The 16,423-nt window shown below is 61.6% G+C and carries 13 protein-coding genes; 2 read left to right on the forward strand and 11 right to left on the reverse strand.

The window, feature by feature from the left end; genetic code table 11:
* Window positions 1-63: 63 nt before the first annotated feature.
* Together BW686_RS07600 and BW686_RS07605 are read right to left on the reverse strand one after the other, a co-directional pair.
* Window positions 64-831 (reverse strand): coniferyl-alcohol dehydrogenase, encoded by a 768-nt coding sequence (locus BW686_RS07600; protein WP_084915733.1) that lies wholly within the window; start codon window positions 829-831, stop codon window positions 64-66.
* Between the two features lie 69 nt (window positions 832-900).
* On the reverse strand, window positions 901-2,382 hold the full coding sequence (locus BW686_RS07605) for a benzaldehyde dehydrogenase (protein WP_084915734.1): 1,482 nt from the start codon (window positions 2,380-2,382) through the stop codon (window positions 901-903).
* A gap of 276 nt (window positions 2,383-2,658) precedes the next feature.
* On the opposite strand from BW686_RS07605, the gene BW686_RS07610 reads away from it, so the two are divergent.
* A complete protein-coding gene (locus tag BW686_RS07610) occupies window positions 2,659-4,416 on the forward strand; it encodes a sigma-54-dependent Fis family transcriptional regulator (RefSeq protein WP_084915735.1) in 1,758 nt (585 codons plus the stop codon).
* 60 nt (window positions 4,417-4,476) lie between these two features.
* Here the strand turns inward: BW686_RS07610 and treS are convergent, their stop codons facing one another.
* The 4 genes from treS to BW686_RS07630 form a co-directional block, all read right to left on the reverse strand.
* Window positions 4,477-6,540: a maltose alpha-D-glucosyltransferase gene (treS, locus tag BW686_RS07615; RefSeq protein ID WP_084915736.1), complete on the reverse strand. Its 2,064-nt coding sequence runs from the start codon at window positions 6,538-6,540 to the stop codon at window positions 4,477-4,479.
* A gap of 158 nt (window positions 6,541-6,698) precedes the next feature.
* Window positions 6,699-7,268, reverse strand: coding sequence for a LysR substrate-binding domain-containing protein (locus tag BW686_RS07620; RefSeq protein ID WP_245399207.1), 570 nt, complete (start codon window positions 7,266-7,268; stop codon window positions 6,699-6,701).
* Window positions 7,269-7,303: 35 nt separating this feature from the next.
* A complete protein-coding gene (locus BW686_RS07625) occupies window positions 7,304-7,564 on the reverse strand; it encodes a helix-turn-helix domain-containing protein (protein WP_084915738.1) in 261 nt (86 codons plus the stop codon).
* Between the two features lie 373 nt (window positions 7,565-7,937).
* Window positions 7,938-8,543, reverse strand: a complete 606-nt coding sequence (locus BW686_RS07630) for a DJ-1/PfpI family protein (RefSeq protein WP_084915739.1) — start codon at window positions 8,541-8,543, stop codon at window positions 7,938-7,940.
* A 121-nt stretch (window positions 8,544-8,664) separates the two neighbouring features.
* Between BW686_RS07630 and ftrA the strand changes: the two genes are divergently transcribed.
* Complete coding sequence (gene ftrA / locus BW686_RS07635) at window positions 8,665-9,618, forward strand: transcriptional regulator FtrA (protein WP_084915740.1); 954 nt, start codon at window positions 8,665-8,667, stop codon at window positions 9,616-9,618.
* Here ftrA and BW686_RS07640 read toward each other — a convergent pair.
* The 5 genes from BW686_RS07640 to sbnA all read right to left on the reverse strand — a co-directional run bounded on the left by BW686_RS07640 (window position 9,578) and on the right by sbnA (window position 16,419).
* Window positions 9,578-10,756 carry a serine hydrolase domain-containing protein gene (locus BW686_RS07640; RefSeq protein ID WP_084915741.1) on the reverse strand — a complete coding sequence of 393 codons (1,179 nt, stop codon included), beginning with the start codon at window positions 10,754-10,756 and terminating at the stop codon, window positions 9,578-9,580. The genes ftrA and BW686_RS07640 overlap by 41 nt on opposite strands.
* Before the next feature lie 3 nt (window positions 10,757-10,759).
* Window positions 10,760-11,914 carry an iron-containing alcohol dehydrogenase gene (locus BW686_RS07645; RefSeq protein ID WP_084915742.1) on the reverse strand — a complete coding sequence of 385 codons (1,155 nt, stop codon included), beginning with the start codon at window positions 11,912-11,914 and terminating at the stop codon, window positions 10,760-10,762.
* 36 nt (window positions 11,915-11,950) lie between these two features.
* On the reverse strand, window positions 11,951-12,595 hold the full coding sequence (locus BW686_RS07650; RefSeq protein WP_084915743.1) for a LysE family transporter: 645 nt from the start codon (window positions 12,593-12,595) through the stop codon (window positions 11,951-11,953).
* A 63-nt stretch (window positions 12,596-12,658) separates the two neighbouring features.
* Window positions 12,659-14,371, reverse strand: a complete 1,713-nt coding sequence (locus BW686_RS07655) for an FAD/NAD(P)-binding protein (RefSeq protein WP_102048004.1) — start codon at window positions 14,369-14,371, stop codon at window positions 12,659-12,661.
* The gene (gene sbnA, locus BW686_RS07660) at window positions 14,371-16,419 is read right to left on the reverse strand and encodes a 2,3-diaminopropionate biosynthesis protein SbnA (RefSeq protein ID WP_086934798.1); all 2,049 of its coding nucleotides are present in this window, start codon (window positions 16,417-16,419) and stop codon (window positions 14,371-14,373) included. The genes BW686_RS07655 and sbnA overlap by 1 nt, the downstream gene beginning before the upstream one ends.
* Between the last annotated feature and the right edge of the window lie 4 nt (window positions 16,420-16,423).

The following is a 16,423-nucleotide window of genomic DNA, read 5'->3' on the forward strand; positions in this document are numbered from 1 at the left end:
TTGTTGTTTTTCAATAGCCCCGGCTTCACGACCGTGTCGCCGGGGTTGCACCGTGTTCCCCCGTCAGACGTAAGAGGCGGCGAGCCCTCCATCTACCGGCAGGTTGACGCCGTTGACCCAACGCGAAGCATCGGAACAGAGAAACGCGATCACGGCAGCGACTTCATCGGCCAGTGCCGGTCTTTTCATGTGCAGGCTGTCGCGTGCCACCCGCGCCTCCCCGACCATGCTCACGAAGTCGCCCAGGATGGGCGTAAACACCGGCCCCGGCGCGACACAGTTGACGCGCACCGACTGGTCACGAAACCACGCTTGAGATTGCTGGAAGCTCCAGACAATCAGCGCCTCCTTGAAGTACTGGTAACAGGTGTCCTGCGCGACCGGGTTGGCCGCCAGCCACTGCTGCCCTTCGCTGTAGCTCTCGGTGGCGGCCAGCGCTTTGTGCAGTTCCAGCCGTTCAGCCCACTGGGAACCCAGTACGGACGCCACATTGACGATGCTGCCACCTTCAGTCATGCGGGGCAGCAGGCGCTGGGTCAGGTGGCGCAGCCCCAGGTAGTTGACCTGCGCCACGGCCTGAACCGGCGCCGTGCCGGGCACGCCGGCAATGTTGCACAGGCCGTCGATCTGCCCGGGCAGACGCTCGACCAGCGCGTCGATGCTTTCAGGGTCACCCAGATCGGCCTGAAAAAACCCGTCCACGGTGAGTTGCGGTTCATGGCGATCAATGCCGATGACGTTAGCGCCCTGAAAGCGCGCCAGACGCGCGACCTCAGCGCCGATGCCGGACGACACGCCTGTGACGATCAGTGTTTTGTTAGTCAGGTTCATGGTCACGCACTCTTATTGTTATGGGATTACGTCATTGATGTCTGAAAGGCTGAAGCGACTGGCCTTGCCTCAGAATGGATAAACCGGTGGCTGGTTTTTCACGGTGACCCACTGCCACTGGCTGTATTCCTCCCAGTCGGCGGGGCTGCCTGCGCTGCCGCCATTGCCAGATGCACCTCGCCCGCCGAACGCGTTGATGCATTCGTCGGCCACTGTCTGATCGTTGATGTGCAGCATGCCGCATCGGAGCCGGTCGCCAAGCGCCGTTGCGCGCCCGACGTCGGGCGAAATGACCGCCGCAGCCAGGCCATACTCGGAACGATTGGCCAGTTCGATGGCCTCCTCATCGGTGGAAAAACTGACCACCACGGCCACCGGACCGAATATTTCCTCCTCAAACGCACGCATGCCCGGTTTGACACCGCTGAGCACGGTCGGCCGGTAGAACAAACCTTCGTATTCGCCGCCGGTTTCCAAGTGCGCACCGGCTTGCAGGGTGTCACTGACCACTTGATGCACGTGCTGCAATTGCCGGCTGTTGATCAGTGGCCCCAACGCAGCCTCGCCCCGTGCAGCGTTGCCCACCGTCAGGGCTCGGGCTTTGTCCGCCAGTTTGCGGGTCAGGCTGGCGGCGATGGACTCGTGAACCAGAATCAGGCCAGTCGCCATGCAGATCTGCCCCTGATGCAGCCAGGCGCCAAAGGCTGCATTGCTCGCGGCCAGATCAAGGTCGGCGTCTTCAAGAATGACCAGCGGATTCTTGCCGCCCAGTTCCAGCGAAACCTTCTTGAGGTTGCGCCCGGCCACTTCGGCGACTTTACGCCCGGCCCCGGTCGAACCGGTGAACGTGATCATCTGCACGTTGGTGTCGCGGCATAACGCTTCGCCAGCGTCTGCCGCCCCCGGTAACACGTGCAGCAGGCCCTTGGGCAGGCCGGCTTCCTCAAACAGCCGGGCAATCAGGAAACCGCCGCTTACCGGCGTCTGCGGATCGGGTTTGAGCACCACTGCATTGCCGGCAGCCAGCGCAGGAGCGACCGAACGCAAAGACAGCACCAACGGGAAATTGAACGGTGAAATGACCCCCACCACGCCGTGCGCGACACGCCGCGCGTACGACAGACGACCCGCCGCACTGGGCAATATCAAGCCGTGGCCGTGAGCCTGTGACAGCATGCCTGCGGCCTGGCGCAGCAACACGATGGTTTCATTCACCTCATGCTGGCCCTTCTGCAGGCTGCCGCCGGTCTCGCGGGCGACATACAGCGCCAACTCGTCAAACGCGCAAACGGCGTGATCGGCGGCCAGAAGAAAGATTTCAGCTTTCTCTCGAGGTCCCATCGCCGCCCATGCAGGCTGGGCCTGAGCGGCTTCCCGACAGGCGACGGCAATGTCTGCCGCGTCGGCCATCGCCGTGTTCATGAGCCGTTCGCCGGTCGCCGGCTCGATAACGGCTTGCAGCCGCGCCGAGGCAGTAATCCAGTCGCCATTGAAGATGCATTCAGCTTCAATCGCACGTTGCAGCAGAGGGGTTTCATTGGAGGCAGACATTTCAGGACTCCGGCTTTTATGGTTGTAATCGCCTGTACCCAGCAAGTGGATAGCACGCGCCGTCATAGGGCCGGAGCAAAGCCTGTGCCGGGTTTGCCATCAATCGTTCATATGCCGGGGCGACCGCTCTGCAATGAGGTTCTTCAGGCCTCGTCATTTTCCGGTGACCGTCGAACGCCACGTGGCAGCCTTCAAGGCTTGTTCATTTGATCAAGTTATGTTTAGTAACTAACTTAAGGATTGATCATTTCGATCATGCAGGTCCCAGGTACACGCATGAAAAACCCTGACCACAGCATCGCCACCGAGCACTTCTCACCCAGAGGCGACAGCACTCACCTTGATATCGGTGACTCGCCCACTGCAGAAGAGCTGACCGGCTGCCTGTTCTTTTCCCCTGACGATGGGCGTATCTGGCTCAATGACCAGCGCATGCTGCTGCTTCACAGCTCATCGTTCGGCACCTTGCGCCGCGAAATCATCGAGCGTCTTGGCCAGGAACAGGCACGTGGCATGTTCACCCGCGCCGGTTATCTGTCTGGCGCACGGGATGCCCGGCTGATCCGCGAGCGCTGGCCATTGGCCGATGCCACCTCGGCATTCAGGGCCGGTACGCACCTGCACACACTGGAGGGCATGACCAAGGTCGAACCGCTGCACTTCAAATTCGACGCAGAGTCAGGCTTTTACGAGGGTGAGTTTCTCTGGCATCACTCCTGCGAAGCCGACGAGCACGTTGCGGCCTATGGCATCGGGCAGGACCCTGTGTGCTGGACCGAGATCGGTTACGCCATCGGCTTTGTCAGCGGTCTGTTCGGGCAAATGGTGGTTTTTCGCGAGGTGGAGTGCCGTGGCATGGGCCACGCCAACTGCCGGGTCATCGGCAAGACCGCCGAACAATGGGGGGACGTCGAACGCGACCTGAGTTATTTGAGCGTATTGAAATCGGCGGAACCTGTTCATCCGGCGCCACTCGCTGGCACTCGCCATGAATCGGTGCCGCCTGCGGGTACTGATCAGCCGCTGATCGGCGCCAGTGCGGCGTTCAATGCAGCCACTCAGGCCCTGCAACGTGTGGCGATGACCCCTGCAACGGTGCTGATCAGCGGTGAATCGGGTGTCGGTAAGGAAATGTTCGCCCGTCAGTTGCACCAGCTCAGCAAACACAGGGATGGCCCGTTCGTAGCCCTCAATTGTGCCGCCATTCCAGACAACCTGATCGAAGCGGAATTGTTCGGTGTGGAGCGCGGGGCGTACACCGGGGCGACCCATTCTAGGCCCGGGCGCTTCGAACGCGCCAATGGCGGCACCTTGTTTCTGGATGAAATCACCTCGCTGAGTCTGGCCGGGCAAAGCAAGCTACTGCGCGCGCTGCAAGAACGCGAGATAGAGCGCGTGGGCGGCGGACACGGGATCAAGGTCGATGTGCGGGTGGTGGCGGCCACCAACGTCGATTTGCGCAAGGCGGTGGCCAGCGGCGATTTTCGTGAAGACCTGTTCTACAGGCTCAACGTTTATCCGATTGCCCTGCCCCCACTGCGTGAACGCCGCGATGACATCCCGCTGTTGATCAATGCCTTTCTGAAGCGGTTCTGTCAGGAATACGGCAGAACGCCTGCGGGGCTGACCATGCGCGCCTTGAAAACCCTGTTGCGTTACGACTTCGCCGGCAACGTGCGCGAATTGCAGAACCTGATCGAGCGCGGGCTGATCGCCAGTGATGAAGGCCAGGCGATCGATCTGGTGCATATCTTCCGCAACGAGTCGCTGCCTGTGAATTCCTACTCGTTGAACCACGATGGCGTGCTGTCGCAGGCTTCTTCGGCCGTGGGAGACACGGCACCCGAGGCGGGGCTGCTGGATTCGCTGGGGCGCAACGATCAGGCCTTCTCCATTGACGAACTCGAGCAGCGCCTGATCCGCGAAGCACTGGACAAGAGCGAAGGCAACCTGGCGGCCGCCTCACGCCTGCTGGGCCTGAGTCGCGCCCAGTTTGCCTACCGCGTCAAGAAACATCAGCTCAAGCAGGCCTGATCGTTACACCCTCCGTCAGCGACCGACACGCAGCCAGGCAGGCTGCGCGTCACACCGACATCACATGGGCAGCGCGCTGACCACACGCAACGCGAGGCCTTCGTAGGCATCCAGGGTGATGGTGAACTCGCCCTGTTCGGTCAGATCGCCTTCCACCCGCTCGTTGATGATGTCGACCACCGGCCCCGGCGCGATGCCCGGCAGGTGCAGCGTCTCGACAATGGTCTCGGAACTGAAGTTGAGTGCCGTGATCTGCGTGCCCTTCCCGGCTGGCAACTCGTGAACCATGACCAGCAATCCCGGATGCTCGACATCCGGGATCAGAATCTGGCGGCTGGCGGCAATGTCATAGGCACGGCGCACGGCGAGAATCTTCTTGAGCTGCGACGCAAACGAATCTGGTCGTTTCAACTGACTGACCAGGCTGCCGTACAGCGTCCTTGGACGCGGCATGTCGCCTGCAGAAAACTCGGCTTCCGGGTCCAGATCGGCCAGGTCGTAAGCACCCCGGTGAATCCAGCGGGTATCGCCGTCCTGCATCAGATGGTCGACCTGCTCGGCAGGCAGGGTCAAGGCACCGACAAGGTCCCAGCCAGACAAGGCAAACACACCTGGTTGCATGGCGTTGTACATCGCCAGCAGCAAGTGAATGTGCTGGATCTGCTGAATGTCGGCATCGGTGATCGCGTCCAGGTCTCGAATGCCCAGCGCTGCCGTGATGATGCTCGCCGTGGTGCAAGACACACCATTGGTCACGAACTTGAGGTTGTAAGGCGCATGCTCGCCGGACAGTTTCTCGTACATCTCTTCGCGGATGTGCTCGCGCAGGATGTTGCCGGGGAACGTCTGGCCTTGGTAATGGAACGTGTCGTGGGCGTGCAGCGTCCAGAAATGCACCAGCTCCAGCGTCAGCTCATCGTGGTTCTGCAACGCGTGAATAAGCGAAGCCGGGTCAATGCCATAAGCATGGACCTGACGCAGCATCAAGCGCAGGAATTCGGTGGTGCCGGTCAACAGCGCGTGCTGATAGGCCGGTCGGGTGATGAAGTCGTAGGACAGGTCGGCACCGCCCTGGCCCATGGACGCAATGTCATCAATGGTCAGGTTCAGTTCCTGAAAGCTGAAACCGCCAGCCTTGCGAATGGCCCCGGCCAGAAGCTGGTTGCCGGTGATCGACAGCGGATGGCTTTCCGACCAGGCCGTGCCCTCGGCACGACGTTCCACGCCCAGGAAGCCGTTGGCATCCAGACGCAATACGCGGGCGCCCATGACATCAATGGCGTGCAGCGCATCGCCGATGATCATCTGCTGGGCGGCAAAGCTGGGGTCCAGCCAGTTCAATGAAGGCTGGCCGTCCTTGAAATAGTGCAGGTAGACCCAGCGCCGGGCCTTGCCGTCGACGCCTTGCACAACGTCGGTGGCGCTCCAGTCGGTTTCCTTGACGCCCGGCTCGAAGAAGATGACGCGCTGCAACTGGCCGACGATGTAATGCTTGTCGCGCAACTGATCGACCACATCGGGCATCAGGTTGACCGCGTCCCGGCCCGCCGCAACATCGGGCAACAGTGACCAGTCTTCTTCACGGATCTCGACCATGTGAAACAGGCCGGGATAATCCTCATACGCCATCTCGGCCAGGCGGAAATCCGCGCCTTTGCCGGTGTGCGACGGGATGATGTCATCAATGATCACGGCATTGTGCGCCGCGGCGATGCGCGTCAGGCTCAACAGTTGCGCTTCGGTACCCAGGTCCGGGTCGATGCCGAAACTGATGCGGTCGAAGTTGCCGTCGATACTGGGCGTGCGTTCGCGGCCTTGCAGCCCGCCGGACAGTTTGAGCGGCCCGTTGTGGATACCCTGAATGCCGATTTCGGACAACGCATGCCACAGGGTTTCATCGCCCAGCGCTTCAAGCACCGAGCCGCCTTCACGGGTGACAATCGATGCCGGGTAGGCGGTAAACCAGACCGACGCGATAGCGGATGCATCTCTGGGACGTGCCAGTGCGAATGGACGCTGCCACAGCCTGCCCTGCCCCGAATAGGTCTTGGCGCGCTGTCTTGCGGCATTAAGCATCGATTGCTCGACCAGCCAGTCCACGTACTGCTTGTCCGGTATCGTCATAGCGTCCAGTCTTCCTCTTGAATCGGCGACCTGAGGCGCTTCGTGATGAAGCGCCCTGAATGTATTACCTACGAATAGGAGCGCACGAGGCCCGATTCGTTGCATTCATGTTCCGGCCAGGCCACGTTCAGGCGCACTGCGACGGGCGTTTTTTCGACTCAATATTGCGGGGCGGCAGCGATTGACGGTTTTTTCAGTGCCTGAATCACGGCGTTGGCAGCGCTGGACAGCAGCGAGGCCGGGCGGGCCACCACACTGATGTGACGCATCACCGTCAATGGCAGCGCAATCTGTTCCAGTTCCCGGACGCCGTCCCGCACCAACATGCTGGGCACAATAGAGATGCAATGGCGCTTGGCAACCAGATCCAGAAGCGTGTCCACACAGGTCAGTTCACCACGATGGCTGAGGCGAACCTGAGCCGATGCCAGTTGCTGGTGCAGACGTTCCATACCGGGATGTCGCCAGGCCACATAACGTGACACCTGGGAAAGCTCGACAAAGCTCTGCGGTATCGCCTGCTTGCCGTGCGCGGCCACCACGACGTAATGATCCGACCACTGATGATGCTCCATGTAGTGTTCGCTCAGTACCGTGCCCGGCAGGATGAGAATGTCGGCCGTTTCCTTGATCAACGCCTCCAGCGACGGATTCTGGACGCCGGGGTGCAACACGTTCAAATGAATATCGGGGTAATGATGGGCGAGGAAGTCCAGCGATGCGGACAGGCTGGTTTCACGAATATGAGTGTGGTAGTGGATGGTTACGCTGCCACTGACCCCATTTTTTTTAGTTGTTCGAGGGTGGCCATCACGGTCCCGAGTGTCTGGGTGATGACTTTTCCATCAGGGGTCAGCGTGCAGCCTGTGCGGCTGCGGATGAACAGGCGCTTTTCGAAGAAGTCCTCGACTTCTTTGATGGCATAACTGATGTTCGACTGGCTGCACCCCAGAATGGCGGCGGCCTCCGAGAACGAACCATGCTGGGCAACGGTTTGAACGACTTTGAAGAAGTGGGTTTTCATGTGTCCTGAACTCTGTTTTTTGCAAGGAGTGGGCGCGGGCCTGTCGCATGGCTGGAGGCTGCGGAACCGGCGAGGCGCCGGGAACTATCGGGAATACAGGAACCCCCACTGATACACCGGATTGCCCGGCATATCGGCAACTCGAAGCGATGTCTCAAGTGGGGGTAATGCGATTGCTGGCTGTTGCGTGAAACGTTCGCTATGCAGGTTTCGGGCACATAGCGCCATCCGTGGCAGCCCGAGGCTGAATGTCCCGGGTAACGCTGGGTGTCTTCACGTCAATAGAGTCGTCATGATCGTCAAGCCGTCCGGTTTTCCGAAGGCGCCTGGCGTGCCGGGATCGGCCTGACTGTGGTGAATGACGGGATCTGGTTCAGTCGTTCTCGGTCCAGTCAAAGTCCATTTGCAAGGCAGTGCGCTCGGCGAGTTCACGGCTGTGCAGGCGCTCGACCAGGTGAAGGCTCATGTCGATGCCGGCGGAGATACCGGCCGATGTCACAAACGAGCCTTCATCGACCCAGCGCAGGGTGCTGAGCACGTCCACAGACGGAAACATTTCCTTGAGATCGTTGATGTCTTCCCAGTGCGTGGTGACCTGCTTGCCGGCCAGCTTGCCGGTTCTGGCCAGCATGAACGCCCCGGTACACACGGCGGCGACAACCCGGTTCGGTTCCGACTGGTCACTGATCCAGCGAATCACGTCAGGTTTTTCCATTTCAGCGGTGATCACACCGCCCGGAACGATCAGGCAATCAATGGCCGGGTGGTCGTTGATCGAGAAGTCCGGATCGACCTTCAACCCGGCCCGGGCACGTACCGACTCTGTGCTGCGACCGATGGTGAACACGTTGAACAATGGGTGATCGTCACGGCTGTTGCGCGCGTGCATGCGTGTGGCTGTGGTAAACACTTCGTAGGGGCCGGCGAAATCGAGAACCTCGACGTCGTCATAAACGTAGATACCGATATTGAGTGGCACGAATTGGCTCCTGGGTCTGCTTGCCAGACCGCTTGCATGTTAAGGTTTTACCCGCGCAGATTACGCAGTGGCACCGATACAAACTACTGGCTGAAATGCCAATATCCGGTAACATCACGCCATGAAAAATCATCTTGTCGTCGCCCTCATCTACAACCAGCTCTGCACCTTCGAATTCGGCTGCACGGTCGAGGTATTCGCCCTCAAACGACCCGAACTGGGCGTCAGTTGGTACGAGTTCGCGACCTTTCCGGTGGATGACGGTCCGATCACCGCGGCCGGTGGCATCACCATCGTGCCGACGCCTGGCGAAGTGTTGCTGGAAAACGCCGACACCATCATCGTGCCGGGCTGGCGCGGCGTGGAATCCGCAGTCCCGCAACGCCTGATCGAACAGCTTCAGGCCGCTCACGCACGCGGCACCCGGATCTGCTCGATCTGCACCGGCGCCTTTGTGCTGGCGGCGGCGGGCCTGCTCGACGGGCACCGGGTCACGACCCACTGGCGTTACACCGACTTGCTGGCCACCATGTACCCGGGGCTGACCATTCAACCCAACGAGTTGTATGTGGATCAAGGCAACATCGTCACGGCTGCGGGCTCGGCGGCCGGGCTGGACATGATGCTGCACCTGGTGCGCAACGATCACGGGTCGCGGGTGGCCAATATGGTGGCGCAACGCATGGTGATCCCGCCCCATCGCGAAGGCGGACAGTCGCAATATGCATCCCGGCAACTGGTGGCGGCCAGCGACGGGCCGATTTCCAACCTGATGGACTGGATTCGCAGCGATCTGCAACGCCCGCACACCATCAAGGAAATGGCGTCGCGAGCGTCGGTCAGCACCCGCACCCTGCACCGCAGCTTCATGGAAAGCACCGGGCTGACACCGTATGACTGGCTGCTTGGCGAACGCGTGGCGTATGCCAAGGAGTTGCTGGAATCTTCGAAGCTGCGCCTGAATGAAGTGGTGGACAGGGCCGGTTTCGGCTCGGAAGAGTCGTTCCGCCGACACTTCCGCAACCTGGTAGGCATCAGCCCGAGCAGTTACCGCAAGCAATTCGCCCGGACCTGACATACACCGCGTCGACAATCGACTCGGCAAATTCCCCCCACGCACCGGTGACGGCGGTATTGGTCATCGCGACCATGCTGATCGCTGACACCGGATCAACCCAGTAATGGCTGCCGTACAGACCGCACCACGACCAGGTGCCTGCACCCTGCCGCTGCCCGGCAGCCGCTGGGTCGGTCAGAATCATCGGCCCCAGCCCGAATGCCCAGCCCGGCCCACGATGTGCGACAGGCGTCTGGCCGATGGCGTTGCCCAGCAGGCGCCCGGTACTGGTCGGGTTCAACAGCGGTGCGCCGCCCAGACGCAGGCACTCCAGCAGCCGAAGGTAGTCATCCGCCGTGCCCAGCAGGCCCGCCCCGCCCGACTCATAAGCGTGTACGTCATGGGCGCGCGTCGAGGACAGCCGCGCCTGCCCGCTGTCCAGCAACAGAACATCGTCGTGGCCTATTCGCTCAGGCGCCCGAGCACCCTGCATGTAAGCAGTGGCGAGCGGTCGTCGCAGCTCGTGGCGGAACGATGTCGACTGCATGCGCAGCGGCACCGTGACCCACCTTGCGACAGCCTCCGACAAACGCAGCCCGGTGGCCTGCTCGACCAGCGCGCCCAGCACATCGGTAGCCAGCGAATACCCCCAGGCGCAGCCCGGTTCGAACAGCAATGGCAGCGTTGCCAGCCGGTTCAGGTTCTCCCGCAAGTCGAACGAAACGCAATCCAGTCCGTCCGACACCCCGCTTCGCTGGTAAGCGTTGCCGCCCGGCTGTTCGAAGCCGTAACTGAGGCCGGAGGTGTGCGACAGCAGATGCTGCACCGCAATGACCGGCTCGCGACCGTCAGCCAAGCGTGGCCGAAAGGTCGGAAGCCAGTCTGTTACCGGCGCGGACAGGCTGATCACGCCCAGCTCGCAAAGGCGCAGCACGGTCACTGAAGTCAGCAGTTTGGTCAACGACGCCAGACGAAAGCGCGTGTCACGAGTGACCGGAATCCCCAGCTCGCGATCGGCCCAGCCCAAAGCGCTGGCATAGCGCAGACGCCCGTGCCGGGCGAGCAGCAACACGCCGCCGACTATCCGGCCCTGATCGACGAAACGACGCCAGACCTCCTCCACACGCTGCACAGATAGGTCGTCCAGTTGCACCATGCCTCAATGCCCCGCCACTGCACGGCGAAAGACCTGCGCATACTCTTCAGCCGAATGGCGAATCGGGTTGGTGTGCGAACAGCCGTCGGCAAAGGCCATGCGTCCGACCAACTCGGCATCGCGGTCATCGATGCCGATGGCACCCAACGCAGACGGAATGCCGATCTGGTCACGCAGGCTCAACACCCACTCCATCACGCCGTTGAAGCCCGGTCGCGGCAGGCGCAGGTAAACCGCCAGATCATCCATTTGCGTCAACAGCGCCGGACGATTGGCCTCCAGCACGTAAGGCAGCAAGATTGCATTCAGCAAACCGTGGTGATGGTCATAAAGAGCGCCCAGGCTCTGAGCGATGGCATGCACACCGCCCAGCCCGCGCTGAAAGGCCGCTGCCCCGAGGCTGGAAGCCACCAGCATCTGTTGACGCGCCTCCAGGTCCTGCCCGTCAGCGACAACCCTGGGCAGGAACGTCTTGATCATCTGCATGCCCTTGACCGACACCGCTTCGGCCATCGGGTGCCAGACCGGCGAGCACCAGGATTCCATGCAATGGGTCAGCGCATCGGCCCCCGTGGCTGCGGTCAGGTGTTTGGGCAGGCTCAGCGTCAGCGTGGCATCGAGAATCGCGATGCGAGGCATCATGCGAATGTGCAGCAGGGTGCGCTTGACCTGCGCCTGTTCATCGGTAATCACCGACGCCCTGCCCACCTCGGAGCCGGTACCGGCCGTGGTCGGCACGGCGATCACCGGGGCAATGCCTTCGGGGTCGGCACGCAAGTGATTCTGCCCGATGTCCTCGAAGTCCCACAGCGGTCGGTTCTGGCCAGACATCAGTGCGACAGCCTTGGCGGCGTCCAGCGCAGAACCGCCGCCAAACGCGATCACGCCGTCATAGCCGCCAGCCCGGTAAACCTCCAGACCGTCCGCTACATTGGTGCCGGTCGGGTTGCCCTTGACCCGGTCAAACAGGCCGCAATGGCCCAATTGATGGCGACAGTCCTCGAGCGCAGCTGAAATCATGTCGGTGCCACCCAGAACGCTGTCGGTGATCAACAGCGGGCGCTTGATGCCTGTCACCCGGCAGGCGTCGGCCAGCTCATTGACGCGTCCTGCGCCTGCGCGAATGGATGTCGGGTAGTGCCAGTCGTTGTGATGCATGGGTTTATTCCTTTAAAAATCGAGTAGGCGGACGCTTCAGTGAAAGAAGCCCGTGGGCAGCAAACCGATCAGCAGGCGCAAGCCGAACGCGATCATGAACAGACCGGTCACGATGTCGATTGCCCTCTTCATGCGCTGATAGCGGGCTTGCACGGCAGGAATCGAAAACAGCGTGGCCAGCAGCACGAACCAGGAGATCGCCAGCACCGCGATGATCGATACCCCGGCGGTGCGCACCCACAAGGGCATGCCCGGCGTGGTGACGGTGGTGAACATGCTGGTGTAAAACGCCAGCGCCTTGGGATTGGTCAGGTTGGTCAGCAGGCCGAAACGGTAGGCACGCCCGAGGCTGCCAATGCCCAATGCGCCGATGTCCCGGGGTTTGGGCTGGCTGCCGGCACTGCGCAGGCTTTTGGTGCCGAGCCAGGTCAGGTAAGCACCACCGAGCAGTTGCAAGGCCGGTTGCAGCCACGGCAATTGCTGAAAGATCAGCCCCAGCCCGGTCGCCGCCAGCAAGGCCCAGAGGATGCTGCCAGACGCAACACCCAGGCCGGCGCAGATTCCCTGCTGCCTGGACTGACTGAACGACAGTTGGGTGATCACCAGAAAGTTCGGTCCGGGGCTGATGATCAGAACAATGAACGCGCCCGCCAGCGCCGTCAGCAACGTGATCTCATACATACTGTTAATTCCTTTTTAATCATTTGGTTAAATGGTTTTATTCATCTTGAATGTGATGCAGCTTTAAGAACGGTCTGCCAGTGTTTCCAGACAGGTTTTCACCGCTTCATGCGCTTCGATGAGCGCCCGGCAGGCCGGATCGGGCGTGGGAACGTAGTGGTTGTAGAACGTGCAGCCCTCGACGGCAGGCCCCAACGCCCAGAGCCGTGACTGAGCGTGACCCTCGCGACCGATGACCCGACCTGCCGGGTCAGTGTCGATGCCATCGGCAGGCCACGCATGCGCTGGCCGAATCAGGCCGTGCTCATGCAAATCGTTGATCACGTCACTGCACGGCCCCGAAAGACCGCTACCAGCGACCCGAGCGCAGATGACGCTGTCGAATCGACGCTCTGCCCGCTGCGCGTCATCCATCGGCGCCAGAACAGTCACCACCCCGGCGTCGATCAACGCCAGCAGGTCTTCATGGCGCTCCTTTTGCGGCCCGCCAACCAGACGGTTCGAAAGCCCGGCCCACACGCCGTAAAACGCCTGCGTCGAAGCCTCGGTTAGGCCGTTGCGATCCGCGACCCTACGCAACAGGTCGCGATAGTCGCGCCAGACCTCCAGCGCCTGGCGAATCGGGCTGTGCGCCGTGCCCAGGCGGCTCAGCGCCAGGTCTTGCCTGATCCACTCGGCGAACCATTGGCCGTACGTACCCGCTTCGCCTGACCAGCGTCGGGTCGTCAGCCAGTCATCCGGGTCGAATGCCCCCCACTGTTTGGCCAACCGAGCAAACAGTGCGGGCCTGGAAACGGCTTCACGGAGCATGTTCTGCACGGACTCCAGTTGCCGTGGCGCATCGAGCCTGACCCTGGCCTGATAAAACACAGCCCGCATTTCGTCCTTGATCATGGGCAGCACATCGGTCTGGAAGTCGAGCTTCCCGCCGCGCTTTTGCTCGCGCAGGCAATCAATGGCCGCCGCGTTGAAAAACAGCCTTGGCAGCGCGGCATGGCCGGATGGATACCACTGCGGCCTGGCGTGGAACGGCAGCCCGCTGCGCGAATACAGAAACACCCTGGGCTCGCGTCCTGAGGGCAGGTAGCGCCAGCCGGTAAACCCTGCATCGCGCACATAACGCCCACCACGGCCCTGAGTGAGACGGGCCAGCGTGTCCATCGCCGTCAACCCCAGGCCTTCGATCCCTACGGTTTCGCCAACCGTCTGATGCCCGACGGTTTCAGAGGCGTGCCCGCCCGTGAGAAAGACCGCGTCGACATCCCGCGCCTGACTCACGCTACTCAGCCTGAAACCCGCGGCATCGGGCCGTGAGCGACAAGTGATGACCTGCTCTGCGTGATAACGCACCTGCACGTGGGCCGGGCAGTGTTGCAGCAGGAATCGATAGCTGTACTGCAAATAGCGCCCCAGCAAGGCGCGCGGCACGAAGTCGCCGAAAGCCACCGGCCTGCCCTGCCCGTCTTTGCTTGTATGACCACGCTCGTCAAGCCGTACCTTTTCAGCGTGACACCACTGCAAAAAGGTTCGGCCCGACGGCTCACAGGCCGGGAACGCTGCAGAGAACGCCGACAATTGGCCTGCGATGGTATTCAGCATCAGGTAGTCCGGCTGCTGCGCGTGGTGCAAGCCACTGCCCGGCGTCTGCGGATCGAACACCTCGATCTGCAGCGCCTGTTGTTCGGCGTGACGGCTCTGGCCGATCAACTGCTCCAGAACGCTGAGGCCACGCGACCCCATGCCGATAATGGCGATGATTGGCGTCTTCACGGCCATCACCAGCGCTTCGACTCGAAGAAGAACCGAGGCACCGACAACGCAACCCCCTCCGCCAGCGCCTGACGATAAATGCGCTGGCCCACGGCCAGATCAAGCACCCCGAGGCCGAACGGCGAGAAGATCGATGCCCGATCCGGGCTCAGCTCGACCTGCCCGCTCATCAACTGAGCCAGGGTGCCGGTAATGAACGAACGATCCTGATAGTGCCGCACTGCAAGGTCAGGAGAGGTCTGCGCCTTGAGGCAGTGCTCAACGTCATCGAGGATGTTATTGGCCTGGGCAATGACCTCATGGCCCAGGTCACGCAGCGAAATGTTCAGGACCAGTTGGCCTGGCCGGAACACCGGCTCCAGCACGTACGGGCTTGGCGCAGTCGTGGCAAACACCACGACATCGGCCTGCAGACTCCCGGCCAGGTCCGTCTGCACGCTGTTCAATTGATGCCGGGTGGCAGCGTGCCGGATCAGGGCCAGCGCCGAATCCTCGTGTTGATCGAAGACGCTGACCGTGTCCATGCTCCAGCCGTCGCTGATAAACATATCGAGCAGGGTTCTGGCGATGAAACCGGCCCCGACAAACGCCATTCGTCTCACATGACGCTGCTGGCGGTTCATCCAGCGCGCTCCGAGCACCGCCGACGCGGCCGTGCGCACCGCGCTGATTCGCGAGGCTTCCAGGCAGGCGAAGGCATAGCCGGTCACAGGGTCATTGAGAATCAGCACCGCCGACGCGCGTTGCTCGCCGTTGGCGACATTGCCGGGGAAGCTGGAAATCCACTTGATGCCGCTGACCGGTTGCGCCCCCGTCAAGCTGGCCGGCAAGGCAATGATGCGATTGGCCGGGGCTTCGGGAAAGCGCAGAAAATAGCTGTCGGGGTTGATCGTGCGGCCCGCGTCATGGGCCAGATACGCGGCCTGCACATCATCGATGCAAGCCAGTGGATCAGCCGCCAGCAGGCGCGCCACCGTTTCACCGTCGATCACGTGAAACGGTGTCTGTTGCCTGAAAGTTGAATCGACAGCCTGTGAGGTGTTGCGGATCGGGTTTTCAAGGCTCGATTCTGACGACGCGAGGTCCGCCAGGGTCATGCTCAGCACGTCACGGCCAAAACGCTGCTCGACCCACTGATCGTCGTAAAGCGTATCCAGATAGCGCTCGCCCCAGTCCGGCGACAACGCGACCACCACCGAACCGGGTTCGATGCGCTCGCGCCAGGCGTGTACCGCTGCGATCACCGTCGCCGTCGAACCGCCAACCAGCATGCCCTTGCTGCGTGCCAGAATGCGGCACATCGCAACGCTGCGTGCTTCCGGGACCATTTCCAGTGCATGAATGCCCTCGGCATTGAAAATCGGCGGACGCTGACTGGTGCCAAGACCCGGTATAAAACGTCGACCGGCGGGTGTGCCGAATGTCACCGAACCGACGCTGTCGACGGCGATGATTCGGGTGGTCGGATGATGCCGGCGAAAATGCTGCAGGCAGCCCATCAGCGTGCCAGTGGTTCCGGCCCCGACAAACAGGTAGTCCACGTGACCAAAATGCCGGCTGATCGAACTGGCCGTCGTGCGGGCATGGGCTTGCGGGTTGGCGGCGTTCTCGTATTGGTTGAGCCAGACGTAACGCGAATCGCTGGCCACCTTTTCGCGAATCAACGCAATGCGTGTCCCCAGAAACCCGCCATTGGCATCCGGGATGTCGACCTGAATGACTTCGGCGCCATAGCTGCGCATCATGCGGATGTTGTGGCTGGAACTGATGGGGTCGACCACGCAGGTAAACCGGATCCCGCGCTCGGCGCAAATCATCGCCAGTGCGACGCCAAGGTTGCCTGACGACGACTCGATCAGCACCGTGTCAGGCCCCAGCAGGCCGCGCGCCTGTACGTCGTTGACCAGCCCGACGGCGGTTTTGAGTTTGATCGAGCCGGCCGGGTTGAACGACTCCATCTTCAGGAAGAAATCGTGGCCGATGCCCGTCACTTTCAGGAAGGCCTGATCGTGAACAATATCGCCCAGGCTTTGGTATTCGGCAGCGTTGTTCATAGAG

This window comes from Pseudomonas syringae, from assembly GCF_002157375.1.
GTDB lineage: Bacteria > Pseudomonadota > Gammaproteobacteria > Pseudomonadales > Pseudomonadaceae > Aquipseudomonas > Aquipseudomonas syringae_T.

What these genes read in the sequence shown, in the direction of transcription:
- BW686_RS07645 (WP_084915742.1), bottom strand. Translation starts at nt 11,914, where the DNA reads ATGCATCACAACGACTGGCACTACCCGACATCCATTCGCGCAGGCGCA.
- BW686_RS07640 (WP_084915741.1), bottom strand. Translation starts at nt 10,756, where the DNA reads ATGGTGCAACTGGACGACCTATCTGTGCAGCGTGTGGAGGAGGTCTGG.
- treS (WP_084915736.1), bottom strand. Translation starts at nt 6,540, where the DNA reads ATGACGATACCGGACAAGCAGTACGTGGACTGGCTGGTCGAGCAATCG.
- BW686_RS07625 (WP_084915738.1), bottom strand. Translation starts at nt 7,564, where the DNA reads ATGAAAACCCACTTCTTCAAAGTCGTTCAAACCGTTGCCCAGCATGGT.
- BW686_RS07650 (WP_084915743.1), bottom strand. Translation starts at nt 12,595, where the DNA reads ATGTATGAGATCACGTTGCTGACGGCGCTGGCGGGCGCGTTCATTGTT.
- ftrA (WP_084915740.1), top strand. Translation starts at nt 8,665, where the DNA reads ATGAAAAATCATCTTGTCGTCGCCCTCATCTACAACCAGCTCTGCACC.
- sbnA (WP_086934798.1), bottom strand. Translation starts at nt 16,419, where the DNA reads ATGAACAACGCTGCCGAATACCAAAGCCTGGGCGATATTGTTCACGAT.
- BW686_RS07605 (WP_084915734.1), bottom strand. Translation starts at nt 2,382, where the DNA reads ATGTCTGCCTCCAATGAAACCCCTCTGCTGCAACGTGCGATTGAAGCT.
- BW686_RS07655 (WP_102048004.1), bottom strand. Translation starts at nt 14,371, where the DNA reads ATGGCCGTGAAGACGCCAATCATCGCCATTATCGGCATGGGGTCGCGT.
- BW686_RS07600 (WP_084915733.1), bottom strand. Translation starts at nt 831, where the DNA reads ATGAACCTGACTAACAAAACACTGATCGTCACAGGCGTGTCGTCCGGC.
- BW686_RS07610 (WP_084915735.1), top strand. Translation starts at nt 2,659, where the DNA reads ATGAAAAACCCTGACCACAGCATCGCCACCGAGCACTTCTCACCCAGA.